Annotated in this window: 10 protein-coding genes; 1 reads left to right on the top strand and 9 read right to left on the bottom strand. The window is 62.9% G+C overall.

The features are described 5' to 3' along the window. Positions 1-110: 110 nt before the first annotated feature. From ACQRBV_RS20200 to ACQRBV_RS20230, 7 genes are all read right to left on the bottom strand, one after another. Positions 111-1,751: a BatD family protein gene (locus ACQRBV_RS20200; protein WP_411984259.1), complete on the bottom strand. Its 1,641-nt coding sequence runs from the start codon at positions 1,749-1,751 to the stop codon at positions 111-113. Next, positions 1,748-3,487: a tetratricopeptide repeat protein gene (locus tag ACQRBV_RS20205; protein ID WP_244699345.1), complete on the bottom strand. Its 1,740-nt coding sequence runs from the start codon at positions 3,485-3,487 to the stop codon at positions 1,748-1,750. The genes ACQRBV_RS20200 and ACQRBV_RS20205 overlap by 4 nt, the downstream gene beginning before the upstream one ends. Then, on the bottom strand, positions 3,484-4,572 hold the full coding sequence (locus ACQRBV_RS20210; RefSeq protein WP_060752622.1) for a vWA domain-containing protein: 1,089 nt from the start codon (positions 4,570-4,572) through the stop codon (positions 3,484-3,486). Before ACQRBV_RS20210 ends, ACQRBV_RS20205 begins: the two co-directional genes overlap by 4 nt. Then, positions 4,565-5,059: a DUF4381 domain-containing protein gene (locus ACQRBV_RS20215; RefSeq protein ID WP_060752623.1), complete on the bottom strand. Its 495-nt coding sequence runs from the start codon at positions 5,057-5,059 to the stop codon at positions 4,565-4,567. The genes ACQRBV_RS20210 and ACQRBV_RS20215 overlap by 8 nt, the downstream gene beginning before the upstream one ends. Next, a complete protein-coding gene (locus ACQRBV_RS20220; RefSeq protein ID WP_060752624.1) occupies positions 5,056-5,988 on the bottom strand; it encodes a DUF58 domain-containing protein in 933 nt (310 codons plus the stop codon). The genes ACQRBV_RS20215 and ACQRBV_RS20220 overlap by 4 nt, the downstream gene beginning before the upstream one ends. 5 nt (positions 5,989-5,993) lie before the next feature. Then, complete coding sequence (locus tag ACQRBV_RS20225) at positions 5,994-6,953, bottom strand: AAA family ATPase (RefSeq protein ID WP_060752625.1); 960 nt, start codon at positions 6,951-6,953, stop codon at positions 5,994-5,996. Between the two features lie 259 nt (positions 6,954-7,212). Next, positions 7,213-7,566 (bottom strand): hypothetical protein, encoded by a 354-nt coding sequence (locus ACQRBV_RS20230; protein ID WP_060752626.1) that lies wholly within the window; start codon positions 7,564-7,566, stop codon positions 7,213-7,215. Between the two features lie 489 nt (positions 7,567-8,055). On the opposite strand from ACQRBV_RS20230, the gene ACQRBV_RS20235 reads away from it, so the two are divergent. Then, on the top strand, positions 8,056-12,915 hold the full coding sequence (locus ACQRBV_RS20235) for an NAD-glutamate dehydrogenase (RefSeq protein ID WP_411984258.1): 4,860 nt from the start codon (positions 8,056-8,058) through the stop codon (positions 12,913-12,915). Positions 12,916-13,006: 91 nt separating this feature from the next. Here the strand turns inward: ACQRBV_RS20235 and ACQRBV_RS20240 are convergent, their stop codons facing one another. Continuing rightward, entirely contained in the window at positions 13,007-14,035 is a 1,029-nt protein-coding gene (locus tag ACQRBV_RS20240) for a hypothetical protein (protein ID WP_411984257.1), read from the bottom strand. Positions 14,036-14,113: 78 nt separating this feature from the next. Further along, positions 14,114-14,815, bottom strand: a complete 702-nt coding sequence (locus ACQRBV_RS20245) for a GntR family transcriptional regulator (protein WP_411984256.1) — start codon at positions 14,813-14,815, stop codon at positions 14,114-14,116. Between the last annotated feature and the right edge of the window lies 1 nt (position 14,816).

Below are 14,816 nucleotides of genomic sequence, written 5' to 3' on the forward strand. Positions count from 1 at the left end.
AAAGACTGGGCCTGCTACGCAGTCCAACGGGAGCAAGCTCCCTCGCCACAGGTTACCCGCTGCCTGCTCTATCGCTTAACTGACTGGCATTTGAGCAAGCCCCCCCACCGCTATTTGGGGTACAGCGGCGGCAAGCTGGTGGTGTCGGTGGTCGGGGTTTGGGTGCGTTCGGTCATGGGGATGGCTTTTACAGCGCGCCACAGGTCTTCGCCCAGCCAGTACTGGCCGCTCTCGCTGTACAACGCGCCATTGAGGCCATCCAGGGCGTCGGACAGCGGCACGAACCGCGCCGCCATGTCTGCCAGGGTTTCCGGCTGTTGCCGCGCCCAGGCATCCAGGGCCTGGCGTGTGGCTTGTGGGTCGTTGGCCTGGGTGGCGCGCTTGAGGTCGTCGAGCAGGGTGCGTGGGCTCGGGCCGGTCTGCGCGGTGCGTTGTACGGCGGGTTGCCGGCGCGCGCGCCACCACAGGCCGAAGCCGAGCAGGGTGGTGCAGGCGAGCAGCAGTGTGCTGAGTTGCCACAGCCACAGGCGGTCATCGTCCGGTGCGGTGATCACGGTCGGCGTGGCGGGTGTGTCCACCACCAGGCTGGGGTTGGTCGCCACTTGCAGGGTGCGGGGCGGCAGGCTGGTGCGTTCGAGGTGGTCTTCGTGGGTGTTCCACCACACCACTTCCACTGCCGGCAGCTCCAGGGCTCCGGCGCGGGTCGGCACCAGCGCTTCGCGGTCTTCGCGACTGCCGATCAGGCCGCGGTCGCTGCTCTGGTTGCCGAGTACCGGTTGATCCGGGTAGCGCCGCAGGCCACCGATGTCGGTACTCGGCAGGGCCGGCAGTTGCGCGCTGGAAAGACCTTCGGCCTTGACCGTGAGGCTGCGGGTCAGGGAGTCGCCGACTTGCAGGTGGTCGGGCTCGGGGTTCCAGGCTTCGCTCAGAGTCAGATTGCGTGCGGGTATCCACGGCGCATCCGCCGGGTACAGCGCCGGCTTGGGCTTGACGGTCAGCGGCAGTTCGGCCGAGCTGACGTGGATCAGCTTGCCCGGCTTGGTGCCTTGCAGCGTGTTTTCCTGGGGCGGGCGCGGTTCGACCAGCGTGGCGCTGAAGGTCTGCGCCGGAATCAGCAGGGCGCCGCTGTGCTGCGGATAGATCGCGTAACGGGTTTCGATCACCCCATGGCGGATGCTGTTGATGACCTTTTCGTAGGTACGCGATTCGCCCAATTGCTCGATCCGCGCATCGGGGATCTGCAACGGCGTCAGGCTGCTGTCGTCATATAGTGAAACCGAATGGTAAACGCGCACCGTCAACAATGCCTGGGCCTGCACGTACACGCTGTTCTGGTCGAGGCTGGCCTCGATGAACACCGGCGCCAGTTCGGCGCTGGTGTTCTGGCTGGCGGTTTCCACCACCTGCAGGCTGATCGGCTGGGTCTTGAGGTCGCCCACTTGCAGCGGTGGAATCACTACGGTGCCGTTTTCCCTGGGCAGCAGGGTGATGATCCAGCGCGTGGTGGCGTGGTTGTCGCCGCCCAGGGTGGTGAGCTGGTTGATCTGGCGCGTGCCGCTGACTTCGAACTGTGCATCGAGGGGGGACAGGTCGGGTTTGCCGAATTGGGTGACGTCGCTGGACTCCACCGTCAGTTCCACCGTTTCACCGGAGTTGACGCGGCTGCGATCGACGCTGGCGACCAGGTTCGCCGCCTGGGCGTGGCCTGTCGATAACGCGAGCAGGAGCAGAAGGGTGGTGCGGCGGCTCATCGAGTCTTGTCCTGATGTTGTTGCTGTTCGTACCAGAATTTGCGGCGCAGCAGTTCACCGGGGTTGTCCGGGATCTCCCGCAGCCATTGCTCCAGGGCCTGGCGATGTTCGCCGTCAAGGCTGGCATCGGTGGGGCGCAAGGGTGGCGTAGTGGTTTGCTCATCGCCCAGCTCGCTGCCCGGGACCTCATTGCCGCCGGCCTTTGGCGAGGCGTTTGCCTGGCTGTCGGTATTGCCGGCTTCACCCTGGCCCTGGGTGGACTGCTCGCCACCGGTAGAGCTTTGCCCGCTGGCGCCCGGTTGCGCAGTTTGGCCGGGTTGGGTGGTTTCGTCATCCTCGTTTTTGACAGGCTGCGCCGGTTCGGGCTGGGCCTGTTCCTGGATCAGGCTCTCCACCAGGGCCTTGTTTTTCAACGCCGGTTGCAGGTCGGGCTGCGCTTCAAGGGCTTGTTCGTAGGCGTCGACCGCAGCCTCCAGGGCGCCGGACCTGGCCAGGGCATTACCGCGATTGTAGTGGGAATAGGCGCCATTGCCCTCGGCAAAACGTTTGATCGCTTCGGCATAGTTGCCGGCCTCGTAAAGCGCCACGCCTTGCCATTGCGGGTCTTCAAAGTGCTCGGCGGCTTCGGCCGGGCGTTTGTGCTTGAGCAGGTATTGCCCCTGCTGGTCGGGACGCAGCCACAGGTCCTGGAATTCAAAGGCATAGCTCGGTTGCGGCGCGCCCAGCCACAGCAGGGGTAAGCAGAACAGCCAGCCCCGACGCCCGGCGCAAGCGGCCAGCAGCAACAACGGCAGGAGCAGCCAGTAGCCCTGGTCGGCCCAGGTGTCGAGGTGCAGCAGTTGGCCGTCGTTGCGCAGGGCCTGCGGGCCGTCGAGCAGGCCGAGTTGGCGCAGGTCTTTATCATCCAGACGTGCGGCGCGGTAGCGGCCACCCATTTCGCTGGCGAAGGCCTTGAGGGTCGGGCTGTCGAGGCGTGGTACCAGGATCGCGCCCTGATCATCCTTGAGGAACTCGCCACTCTCCTGGGTGACCGGGGTGCCTTCGCGGCTACCGATACCGAGGATCGACAACGCCGGGGCCTGCGCCCCTTGCAGCAGCAGGCGGATGCCCTGGCGCTCCTGTTTCGACAGCGACGAGCCCACCAGCAACAGTCGCCCCTGGCCGAGGCCGCCTTGCTTGAGCAGGGCCAGCGCCTTGTCCACCGCCAGATCGGCGCGATGGCCGGGCTCGGGCATGATCGAGGGGCGCAAGGCTTCCAACAGGTTGCGGCTGGTGCCCAGGTCATCCGACAGCGGCACCAGGGTGTGGGCGCTGCCGGCATACACCACGATAGCGGTTGGCGCATTGCCCCGTGCCTGCAGCAAGTCATAGAGCTTGCGGCGCGCCTGCTCCAGGCGGGTGGGCGGGCTGTCGGTGGCGAGCATTTCCGGGGTCAGTTCCAACAGCACCACCAGCGGGTCGGCGGGTTTCTGGCTGGACTGCTCGACTCTTTGCCAGCTTGGGCCGAGCAACGCCAATACCGCCAGCAGCCAGGCAATGCCCAGCACCACCCACGGCGATTTGCTCTCGCGCCCGCTGCCGCCACTGAGCAATACCGCATGAAAGGCCGGCGGCAGGATCACCTGCCAGCGCCCGGCACGCTTTTGCCGGTGCCACAGCTGCCACAGCAACCAGCCGAGCAGCGGCAGCAGCAACAGCCACCAGGGGCGGAACCAATGCGGCCACAGGTCGATCATCGACGCCTCCGCAAACGCAGGCGTTTAAGGCGTTGGCGCCACTCAGGGTGCTGTTGCAGGAACAGGCCTTTGCTCGAGAGTTTATTGAAGGCGCGTTGCAAGGCGTTGTCGGGCCAGCGCTCCTGGATCACCAGCAACATGCTCAGGATCAATGCCAGGGCCAATGGCGCGCTGTACAGCGCCTGGGCCGGGCGGGCCTGGGTGGGTTGTTGCGCCACGGGCTCGAGCTGGTCGAGGGTTTCCTTGATCTTTTGCAGCTCGTCGCCGTCGCGGGCGCGGAAGTAGCGTCCCCCGGTGGCGGCGGCAATGGCCTTCAAGGCGGGTTCATCCAGGTCCAGGCTCGGGTTGACGCCGAGGATCCCCAGGGAACCGGTCTGTTCGGGGTCGGCGCCGATGCCGATCGGGTAGATTTTCACGCCTTCTTCGGCCGCCAGGCGTGCGGCGGTCAGCGGGTCGATCTGCCCGGCGTTGTTGGCGCCGTCGGTGACCAGGATCAGTACGCGACTCTGCGCCGGGCGCTGGCGCAGGCGTTTGAGGGCCAGGCCGATGGCATCACCGATGGCGGTGTTCTTGCCGGCGATGCCGATGCGGGCTTCATCCAGCCAGGTGCGCACGGTGTGCCGGTCGAAGGTCAGCGGTGCTTGCAGGTAAGCCTGGCTGCCGAAGAGGATCAGGCCCACGCGATCGCCTTCGCGGCTTTCGAGGAAATCCCCGAGCAGGTGTTGCACCAGGCTCAGGCGGCTGACGTCGTCGTCCTGCCAGTGCATATCGGGGAAATCCATGGAACCGGAAACGTCCACCGCCACCAGCAGGTCGCGGCCACTGGCGGCAATCGGTAGCGGTTCACCCAGCCATTGCGGGCGTGCAGCTGCGGTCAACAGCAATAGCCATAACACCACGAACGGCGCTTGCTGGCGCCAGCCCGGCAGGTTGACGCGGGCGCGACGGCGCGCCAGGCCTTCGAGGTCGGCCAGATAGCTGACCTTCAAGGCGGGCTCGCCGCTGTCGGCCACGGGCAGGATAAAGCGCATCAACCAGGGCAATGGCAACAGGGCAAAGATCCACGGCCAGGCGAACTCAAACATGTTTGCGGATCCAGGTGTCGACGGCTTGGGTCAGGCCCGCGATGGCTTTATCGTCGAGTTTGCACTCGGGCTTGTAGGCGCCTTCCACCAACACCATCCAGCGGGTCAGGCCCGCAGCGGGGCAGCGGTTGTCGAGAAAGGCCAGCCACTTGCGTCCGTTGAGCGTGTGGCTCTGGCTGTAGGGGTAGTCGTTGCGGCACAGGCGTTTGAGCAGGCCGTTGAGCTGCTGCAGCCAGGCCCCGGCCGGGGCGCCGTCGTAGGGTTTGGGCATCAGGGCCAGCTCGGCGAGGGCGGCGATGCGCAGCGGGTCCAGGGGCTGTTCGGCACGGGCCACGGGGCGCTTTTTGGGCAGGAAGCGGCGCAGCCACCACAAGCCCCAACCGAGCAGTGGAATCAGCAGCAGCAACAGCCACCAACCCGGTGCAGGCGGCCAGAAACCGATGGCGGGAGGTGCAATCAGCGGTTGCAGTTGGTCAAGGCTGCTCATTGCTTTTTAACCGGTCGTTGCGGGTTGAGGTATTCGCGCAGTTGCTCGACCATTTCGCTCTGGGTGCTCAAGGGCATCAATAACACTCGCAGCTTTTGCGCGAGCAGTTCCCAGCGGGCAATGCGGGCTTCGGCCTGGGCCTTGTAGGCTTGGCGCAGGTCGAAGTTCAGCGTGTCCAGTTCCAGCTGTGCGCCGCGCTCGGCGAAACGCAGCAGCCCGGCGGCCGGCAGGGCATGGTCCAGCGGGTCGGAGATCGGCAGCAGCAGCAGGTCGCAATGGCGTGACAGCAGGCTCAACTGCTGTTCGGCGCCTTCGGTGAGCGCGCGCTCATCACAGACCACGATCACCAGGCTGCCGGGGCGCAGCACTTCGCGGCCACGGCGCAGCGCCATGCCGAGGGCGTCGGCTTCCGGATGGCGTTCGGTATTCAGGCTCTGGTTGACCCGCACCAGCCGATTGAGCAGTTGCAGCAGGCTTTGTTTGCTGCGTCGCGGTTTGATTTCGTAGTGCTCGCTGTCGCCGAATACCAACCCGCCCACGCGGTCGTTGTGCCCCAGCGCGGCCCAGCCGATCAGGCTGGCCGCCTGCGCCGCCAGCACCGACTTGAACATCTGCCCCGAGCCGAAAAACAGCCGGCAGCTCTGTTCCACCATGATGAAGATCGGCCGTTCGCGTTCTTCATGGAAGAGTTTGGTGTGCGGCTCCTGGGTGCGTGCCGTCACGCGCCAGTCGATGGTGCGCACATCGTCCCCGGCCTGGTACACGCGCACCTGGTCGAAATCGACGCCACGCCCACGCAGCTTGGAGTGGTGCAGGCCGATCAACGGGCTGCGCTGGCTTGGGGTGGAAAACAACTGCACTTCCCGCACGCGATGACGCATCTCGATCAATTCGCTGAGAGTGACGCGGATGCCATCGCCTGCGTTCATGGGGTTCAAGCGACGGCAACGACGTCGAGAATGCGCTGCACCACACGGTCCTGGTCAACGCCGGCCGCTTCGGCCTCGAACGACAGAATGATGCGATGGCGCAGCACGTCGAACAGCACCGCCTGGATATCTTCCGGGCTCACGAAGTCGCGACCGGCCAGCCAGGCGTGGGCGCGGGCGCAGCGGTCGAGCGCGATGGAGCCCCTGGGGCTGGCGCCGTAGGCGATCCACTCGGCCATTTCCGGGTCGAACTTGGCCGGTGTGCGCGTGGCCATTACCAACTGCACCAGGTATTCCTCAACCGCGTCAGCCATGTACAGGCCGAGGATCTCTTTGCGCGCCGCGAAGATCGCTTGCTGGCTGACCCGGCGTTCAGGCTTGGTTTCGCCGTTGAGCGCCTCGCCACGGGCCTGTTGCAGGATGCGGCGTTCCACGGTGGCGTCCGGGAAGCCGATCTTGACGTGCATCAGGAAGCGGTCGAGCTGGGCCTCGGGCAGCGGATAGGTGCCTTCCTGCTCGATAGGGTTTTGCGTCGCCATCACCAGGAACAGCGGTGACAGGTCGTAAGTGCTACGGCCCACGCTGACCTGACGCTCGGCCATGGCCTCCAGCAAGGCTGATTGCACCTTGGCCGGGGCGCGGTTGATTTCGTCCGCCAGCACCAGGTTATGGAAGATCGGGCCTTGCTGGAACACGAAGCTGCCGGTTTCCGGGCGATAGATCTCGGTGCCGGTGATGTCGGCGGGCAACAGGTCGGGCGTGAACTGAATACGATGGAACTGCGCTTCGATGCCTTCGGCCAGCTCTTTGATCGCTTTGGTCTTGGCCAGGCCCGGCGCGCCTTCGACCAGCATGTGGCCGTCGGCGAGCAGGGCGATCAACAAGCGATCAATGAGTTTTTCCTGGCCGAGAATCTGCGTAGAAAGAAAGGTTCGCAGCGCAAGCAGCGCTTCACGATGTTCCATCGATGACGGTTCCTGGAGAGATGAGCCCGGGCGTCGAACAAAAACACCGGGCCTGGGGCGCTTACTTTAATGCATCGAGGGGGGCGGCGACTAACGGCATAACCGGTATTTTTGGCAAAACTTGTAGGATTATTGTGTCAGGACGCCGTCAATGTGGGAGGGGGCTTGCTCCCGATAGGCCGCGCAGCGGCCTCAAAAATGGGCCTGCTACGCAGTCCATCGGGAGCAAGCCCCCTCCCACTTTCGATATTGGGTGTTCTTAAATCCGAGTGAAGGTGCCGGTACCCTTCAGGATGTTTTGCAGGGTTTCCTCGACTTCGGCCATATCCGCCGCTGCAGTGGCATGGGTAATCTCCAGTTGGTCCTTGCCGCCCAAGGCATCGGCATCACCTGCGGCCAGCTCAACCAGCAAGGTCGTGGCGCCCAGGGTGACCTTTACGCCATCCAAGGTCGACGGTTCGTAATCCCAGGTCAGCTCAACTTCGTCCTCGTCCGGGTAGCGCGTGAGCATGAACATCTCGCCGTTCTTGCCGTGGCAGCAGAGCATCGCCATGTTGTCTTCTTCTTCGTCGCACGGGGTGGCCATCAAGGCGTCGGTGTTCAGTTGCAGCATGGGGAATCCTGTCTGGGGTAGGGCGCAATGCGGGCGATTGTGCCATTGCCGCGAATTTTGTGCTGCATGCTATGTCGTGGGCGGCATGACCTGATGGGTAAAATCAGTCACTTCCGGCACTTTTTGTCTCGAAAACAACCGATTTTTCTACCGGAATCTACGGGTTGCCCAAGTCGCAACCGCGCGCCTGCTTACCGATGACCGAATATGTCGCAGCGCCGCAAGCAGCGGTCTTCCTACACTCGTTAAGCTGCGCAACGGATGTGCATGAGCCAGGCGCCTGACCTGCCCGTCGTACCGTCACCCGGCAAAGTGCGCATCTTATGGAAGTTGTATGTGACCTGATTGTCTTGTCCAGCTTCACCCACCTGTCACCCTGATTCGTTTATGGTGCTTATATGAATACCAGCGAACAGAGTCGACGGTCTCCCCGAAAGGGGATAACACGCGACGCTTCCATCAATAACAAGCCCAAGCGGAGTACCACAGATGGCGTTCTTCACCGCAGCCAGCAAGGCCGACTTCCAGCACCAACTGCAAGCGGCACTGGCGCAGCACATCAGTGAACAGGCACTGCCACAAGTGGCGCTGTTCGCTGAACAATTCTTCGGCATCATTTCCCTGGACGAACTGACCCAACGTCGCCTTTCCGACCTGGCCGGTTGCACCCTGTCTGCCTGGCGCCTGCTTGAGCGCTTTGACCACGCCCAACCGCAAGTGCGGGTCTATAACCCCGATTACGAGCGTCATGGCTGGCAGTCGACCCACACCGCGGTCGAAGTGCTGCACCATGACCTGCCGTTCCTGGTGGACTCGGTGCGTACCGAGCTGAACCGCCGCGGCTACAGCATCCACACCCTGCAAACCACCGTGCTCAGCGTGCGCCGTGGCGGCAAGGGCGAGTTGCTGGAAATCCTGCCCAAGGGCACCCAGGGCGAAGGCGTCCTGCAAGAATCGCTGATGTACCTGGAAATCGATCGCTGCGCCAATGCCGCCGAACTGAACGTGCTGGGCAAAGAGCTGGAGCAGGTGCTGGGCGAAGTGCGCGTGGCCGTGGCCGATTTCGAGCCGATGAAAGCCAAGGTCCAGGACCTGCTGGCCGGTATCGATGCCAGCCAGTTCGCCATCGACGGCGAAGAGAAGGCCGAGATCAAGAACTTCCTGGAGTGGCTGGTGGGTAACCACTTCACCTTCCTGGGCTATGAAGAATTCGTGGTACGTGACGACAAGGACGGCGGTCATATCGAATATGACGCCAATTCCTTCCTCGGCCTGACCAAGCTGCTGCGTGCCGGCCTGACCGCCGAAGACCTGCGCATCGAAGACTACGCGGTGGCCTACCTGCGTGAACCGACCGTGCTGTCGTTCGCCAAGGCCGCGCACCCAAGCCGTGTGCACCGCCCGGCCTACCCGGACTACGTGTCGATCCGCGAGATCGACGCGAACGGTAACGTCATCAAGGAACACCGCTTCATGGGCCTGTACACCTCTTCGGTGTATGGTGAAAGCGTGCGCGTGATCCCTTATATCCGCCGCAAGGTCGCGGAAATCGAACGTCGTTCGGGCTTCCAGGCCAAGGCGCACTTGGGCAAGGAGCTGGCTCAGGTCGTCGAAGTACTGCCTCGAGATGACCTGTTCCAGACCCCGGTCGACGAGCTGTTCAGCACCGTGATGTCCATCGTGCAGATCCAGGAACGCAACAAGATCCGCGTGTTCCTGCGCAAAGACCCGTACGGTCGTTTCTGCTACTGCCTGGCCTATGTGCCGCGTGATATCTACTCCACCGAAGTGCGCCAGAAGATCCAGCAAGTGCTGATGGATCGCCTGAAAGCGTCGGACTGCGAGTTCTGGACGTTCTTCTCCGAATCCGTGCTGGCTCGCGTGCAATTGATTCTGCGGGTCGACCCGAAGAACCGCCTGGACATCGATCCGGTCCAGCTGGAAAAAGAAGTGGTGCAAGCCTGCCGCAGCTGGCAGGACGACTACGCAAGCCTGGTCGTCGAGAGCTTCGGCGAAGCCCACGGCACCAACGTGCTGGCTGACTTCCCGAAAGGCTTCCCGGCCGGCTACCGCGAGCGTTTTGCCGCGCATTCGGCCGTGGTCGACATGCAGCACCTGCTCAGCCTGACCGAAGCCAACCCGCTGGTGATGAGCTTCTACCAGCCGCTGGGCCAGGTCTCCGGCCAGCGCGAGCTGCACTGCAAGCTCTACCATGCCGATACCCCGCTGGCGCTGTCGGACGTGCTGCCGATCCTGGAAAACCTCGGCCTGCGCGTGCTGGGTGAATTCCCGTACCGTCTGCGTCACGCCAATGGCCGTGAGTTCTGGATCCATGACTTCGCGTTCATCGCCGCCGAAGGTGTGAACCTGGATATCCAGCAGCTCAACGACACCCTGCAGGATGCGTTCGTGCACATCGTGCATGGCGACGCCGAAAACGATGCGTTCAACCGCCTGGTGCTGACCGCCGGCCTGCCATGGCGCGACGTGGCGTTGCTGCGTGCCTACGCGCGTTACCTCAAGCAGATCCGCCTGGGCTTTGACCTGGGTTACATCGCCAGCACCCTGAACAACCACACCGACATCGCCCGCGAGTTGACCCGGTTGTTCAAGACGCGCTTCTACCTGGCGCGCAAGCTCACCGCCGACGACCTGGAAGACAAGCAGCAACGCCTGGAGCAAGCGATCCTCAGCGCCCTGGACGACGTTCAGGTGCTCAACGAAGACCGCATCCTGCGTCGCTACCTGGACCTGATCAAGGCGACCCTGCGCACCAACTTCTACCAGACCGACGCCAACGGCCAGAACAAGTCGTACTTCAGCTTCAAGTTCGACCCGCGTGCCATTCCCGAGCTGCCCAAGCCGGTGCCGAAGTTTGAAATCTTCGTCTACTCGCCGCGTGTCGAAGGCGTGCACCTGCGCTTCGGTAATGTTGCGCGGGGTGGCCTGCGCTGGTCGGACCGCGAAGAAGACTACCGTACCGAAGTGCTCGGCCTGGTAAAGGCCCAGCAAGTGAAGAACTCGGTGATCGTGCCGGTGGGCGCCAAGGGCGGCTTCCTGCCGCGTCGCCTGCCGTTGGGCGGCACCCGTGACGAGATCGCGGCCGAGGGCATCGCTTGCTACCGCATCTTCATTTCCGGTTTGCTGGACATCACCGACAACCTGAAGGACGGCGCCCTGGTGCCGCCGGCCAACGTCGTGCGTCATGACGACGATGACCCGTACCTGGTCGTGGCGGCGGACAAGGGCACTGCGACCTTCTCCGACATCGCCAACGGCATCGCCATCGACTACGGCTTCTGGTTGGGCGACGCGTTCGCCTCCGGCGGTTCGGCCGGTTACGACCACAAGAAAATGGGCATCACCGCCAAGGGCGCGTGGGTCGGCGTACAGCGCCACTTCCGCGAGCGTGGCATCAATGTCCAGGAAGACAGCATCACGGTCGTCGGCGTGGGTGACATGGCCGGTGACGTGTTCGGTAACGGCTTGTTGATGTCCGACAAGCTGCAACTGGTCGCGGCCTTCAACCACCTGCACATCTTCATCGATCCGAACCCGAACCCGGCGACCAGCTTTGCCGAGCGCCAGCGCATGTTCGACCTGCCGCGTTCGGCCTGGACTGACTACGACACCAGCATCATGTCCGAAGGCGGCGGTATCTTCTCGCGTAGCGCGAAGAGCATTGCCATCTCGCCACAGATGAAAGAACGCTTCGACATCAAGGCCGACAAGCTGACCCCGACCGAACTGCTGAACGCTTTGCTCAAGGCACCGGTGGACCTGTTGTGGAACGGCGGTATCGGTACCTACGTCAAGGCCAGCAGCGAAAGCCATGCGGATGTCGGCGACAAGGCCAACGACGCGTTGCGTGTGAACGGTAACGAGCTGCGCTGCAAGGTGGTGGGCGAGGGCGGTAACCTCGGCATGACCCAGCTGGGGCGTGTGGAATTCGGCCTCAATGGCGGCGGTTCCAACACCGACTTCATCGACAACGCCGGTGGCGTGGATTGCTCCGACCACGAAGTGAACATCAAGATCCTGCTCAACGAAGTGGTGCAGGCCGGTGACATGACCGACAAGCAGCGCAACCAGTTGCTGGCGAGCATGACCGACGAAGTCGGCGGCCTGGTGTTGGGCAACAACTACAAGCAGACCCAGGCCCTGTCCCTGGCTGCACGCCGTGCCTACGAGCGTGCCGCCGAATACAAGCGCCTGATGAGCGACCTGGAAGGCCGTGGCAAGCTGGACCGCGCCATCGAGTACCTGCCGACTGAGGAGCAGCTCACCGAGCGTGCTTCGAATGGCAAGGGCCTGACCCGTCCGGAACTGTCTGTGCTGATCTCGTACAGCAAGATCGACCTCAAGGAAGCGCTGCTCAAGTCCCTGGTGCCGGATGACGACTACCTGACCCGTGACATGGAAACCGCGTTTCCGCCAAGCCTGGTGGCCAAGTTCTCCGAGGCCATGCGTCGCCACCGCTTGAAGCGTGAGATCGTCAGCACCCAGATCGCCAACGACCTGGTCAACCACATGGGGATCACCTTCGTTCAGCGGCTCAAGGAGTCCACCGGCATGAGCCCGGCGAACGTCGCCGGTGCTTATGTGATCGTGCGTGACATCTTCCACCTCCCGCACTGGTTCCGTCAGATCGAGGCCCTGGACTATCAGGTTTCGGCTGATGTGCAATTGGAGCTGATGGATGAACTGATGCGCCTGGGCCGTCGCGCCACGCGCTGGTTCCTGCGCAGCCGTCGCAACGAGCAGGACGCGGGTCGTGATACCGCACACTTCGGTCCGCACCTGGCCGCGCTGGGTCTCAAGCTTGACGAGCTGCTGGAAGGCCCGACCCGCGAAGGCTGGCAGACCCGTTACCAGGCCTACACCAACGCCGGCGTGCCGGAGTTGTTGGCGCGCATGGTGGCCGGTACCACGCACCTGTACACCTTGCTGCCGATCATCGAAGCGGCCGACGTCACCGGGCATGACGCCGCCGAAGTGGCCAAGGCCTACTTCGCCGTCGGCAGCGCCCTGGATTTGCCGTGGTATCTGCAGCAGATCAGCGATCTGCCGGTGGCCAACAACTGGCAGGCCCAGGCCCGTGAAGCCTTCCGCGATGATGTGGACTGGCAGCAACGGGCGATCACCATCTCCGTCCTGCAAATGGCCGATGCGCCACAAGACATGGAAGCCCGCGTGGCCCTGTGGCTTGAGCAGCACAAGGACATGGCTGATCGTTGGGTCGCGATGATGCTGGAAATCCGCTCTGCGGTCGGCACGGACTACGCCATGTATGCAGTGGCCAACCGTGAACTGCTGGACCTGGCGATGAGTGGTCAGCCGGTGATTTAAACCGTTGATCCATGGCTGTAACCAAGAATCCCCGCATGGAAACATGCGGGGATTTTTTTATGCGATCTTCAAAGGCCGGGGTTCTCGGCGATCAATACGATGGCCTGCCGACAATGATGATGGGGGCCATGAGTTTGAATACCCTGGGAATGCGCGCCTGCAGATCCAGGCGAAGGGTCTCGCAGGTTGAGTACTGTTCCAGGGTCATTTGATGCCAGATAGCATTCATGTCTTGCTTGAGTATCTCAGCCGCCGGGTAGTCCGGCAGTTTCGGCAGTACCAGCCCCAGTACGGCATAGGCCTTGGCAAAATCCCTTGCAAGCCCATAGGTGCGCGGCGCCGAGGGGTGCCTTTGCGCAAAGTTGAGTTTGCCTTTGCCATTACGCGGCATGCCCGCCAGTGCATAGCCGTATTCCAGCAGCGCGTCCAATTGCCCCGTCCCTGCAAGTTGTATCAACCGTTGTTGCTTTTCCAGCACGCTGGCGCTGGACTTGCTGGAAAATACTCGATCAGCCAAGGCTTGCAGGTCGCCGCCGTCCGCCGCTTTTTGCAGCAGCTCTTCAACCAGTGCTCGGCGTTCCACTACGTTGGGGATCAGTTGCGGCGTGTCGCGATAGGCCTGGGCGAGTTGAAATTGTGCGGTGTGATCACCTCCGGCGACGGCCTTGTCCAACCAGCTCACATCTTTGTCGAGCAAGAACAGAAGGCGCATGGCTTGGGTATCGCCCGCAACGGCGTTGGGCGTCAGTTGTTCGCGTGCCTTTGCAAGGGAATCGGCATCACCGAGTCGCATCAGGGCAGGGATATGGTTCTGGGCGGCTGCCAGCTTGAGCCATTGGCGCGCTTCTTCAGAGGCTATGCGCAAGTCACCGTCGCGCCGGCTGACACACAGGGACATGGCGTACTGCGCCTCGGCATGACCTCGCGCAGCGGTGATGTTCAGGCATAGCTCGGCCTGGGCGTAGCTTTCCAGGGAAAACAGTTCAAACCCGATCCTGCCCGCGATGCCATTGAGCTGGTCGAGTGATGCCTGGAGGGTTTCGCCCAACAGGCTTTTCTGCGCGTTCAACTGGGTGAGCAGTGTGAACAGCGCAGGCAGTGTTTGAGAGTCTACGTACATGAGGGTTACCTGTGCTTGTGCACTTGATGAGTGAAAACACAGGTTAAGAAAGTTGTCTGGGCCGCAAGCGTTACATAGCTATGGCTGCGCTCGGCGAGTCAGACGATGGGCCAGATGGTTCAGGTGCTGGGTCATCAGGTTCACAGCGTGGTCTGCATCGCCCTGTTCAATCGCGTCTGTCATCGCCAAGTGTTCCTGCCAGGTGCAGTAGGTACAGGCTTGGGTTTCGTATTGCGCAATGATCAACGATGTCAGCGGTACCAGGCTGTTGAGGAACTGCGCCAACGGCGCGTTACCGGCGATCGCCGCCAACTGCAGGTGAAATTCCCCCGACAATCGAATGGCCGGTGCGCGTTGGTCACGTTCGATACAGTCGCGTTCCCGGGCAATCAGCTCGCGTAACTGGCGTACCTGGGTTGGGGTAGCTGCGGCGCAGGCCAGTTGCACTACCATGATCTCTGTCAGCCGCCGCGCTTCGAGGATCTGTCGGGTTTGTCGGGCATCCGGCGCCGCCACCTGGGCGCGCTGGTTGGGGCGCAGGATGATCACCTGTTGATGGGACAGTTTCGCCAAGACCCGGCGAATCACACTGCGACTCACACCGAAGATTTCGCCCAGGCCCTCTTCGGTAAAACGGCTGGCCGGCGCAATGCGTTGTTCCAGAATCGCGTCGAACAGCCGTGGGTAGATATCGTCCACCGAGGGTTTTTTACCCGCGACCAGGCGCATGGCAGGCAGGGCGGTGATGACTGAATTACGTTGTAGCGCGCGGGCGGTCATG

This window comes from Pseudomonas sp. R11F (assembly GCF_050312575.1).
GTDB lineage: Bacteria > Pseudomonadota > Gammaproteobacteria > Pseudomonadales > Pseudomonadaceae > Aquipseudomonas > Aquipseudomonas palleroniana.

Coding starts and splice junctions, on each gene's coding strand:
- ACQRBV_RS20200 (WP_411984259.1), bottom strand. CDS start 1,751: ATGAGCCGCCGCACCACCCTTCTGCTCCTGCTCGCGTTATCGACAGGC.
- ACQRBV_RS20205 (WP_244699345.1), bottom strand. CDS start 3,487: ATGATCGACCTGTGGCCGCATTGGTTCCGCCCCTGGTGGCTGTTGCTG.
- ACQRBV_RS20210 (WP_060752622.1), bottom strand. CDS start 4,572: ATGTTTGAGTTCGCCTGGCCGTGGATCTTTGCCCTGTTGCCATTGCCC.
- ACQRBV_RS20215 (WP_060752623.1), bottom strand. CDS start 5,059: ATGAGCAGCCTTGACCAACTGCAACCGCTGATTGCACCTCCCGCCATC.
- ACQRBV_RS20220 (WP_060752624.1), bottom strand. CDS start 5,988: ATGAACGCAGGCGATGGCATCCGCGTCACTCTCAGCGAATTGATCGAG.
- ACQRBV_RS20225 (WP_060752625.1), bottom strand. CDS start 6,953: ATGGAACATCGTGAAGCGCTGCTTGCGCTGCGAACCTTTCTTTCTACG.
- ACQRBV_RS20230 (WP_060752626.1), bottom strand. CDS start 7,566: ATGCTGCAACTGAACACCGACGCCTTGATGGCCACCCCGTGCGACGAA.
- ACQRBV_RS20235 (WP_411984258.1), top strand. CDS start 8,056: ATGGCGTTCTTCACCGCAGCCAGCAAGGCCGACTTCCAGCACCAACTG.
- ACQRBV_RS20240 (WP_411984257.1), bottom strand. CDS start 14,035: ATGTACGTAGACTCTCAAACACTGCCTGCGCTGTTCACACTGCTCACC.
- ACQRBV_RS20245 (WP_411984256.1), bottom strand. CDS start 14,815: ATGACCGCCCGCGCGCTACAACGTAATTCAGTCATCACCGCCCTGCCT.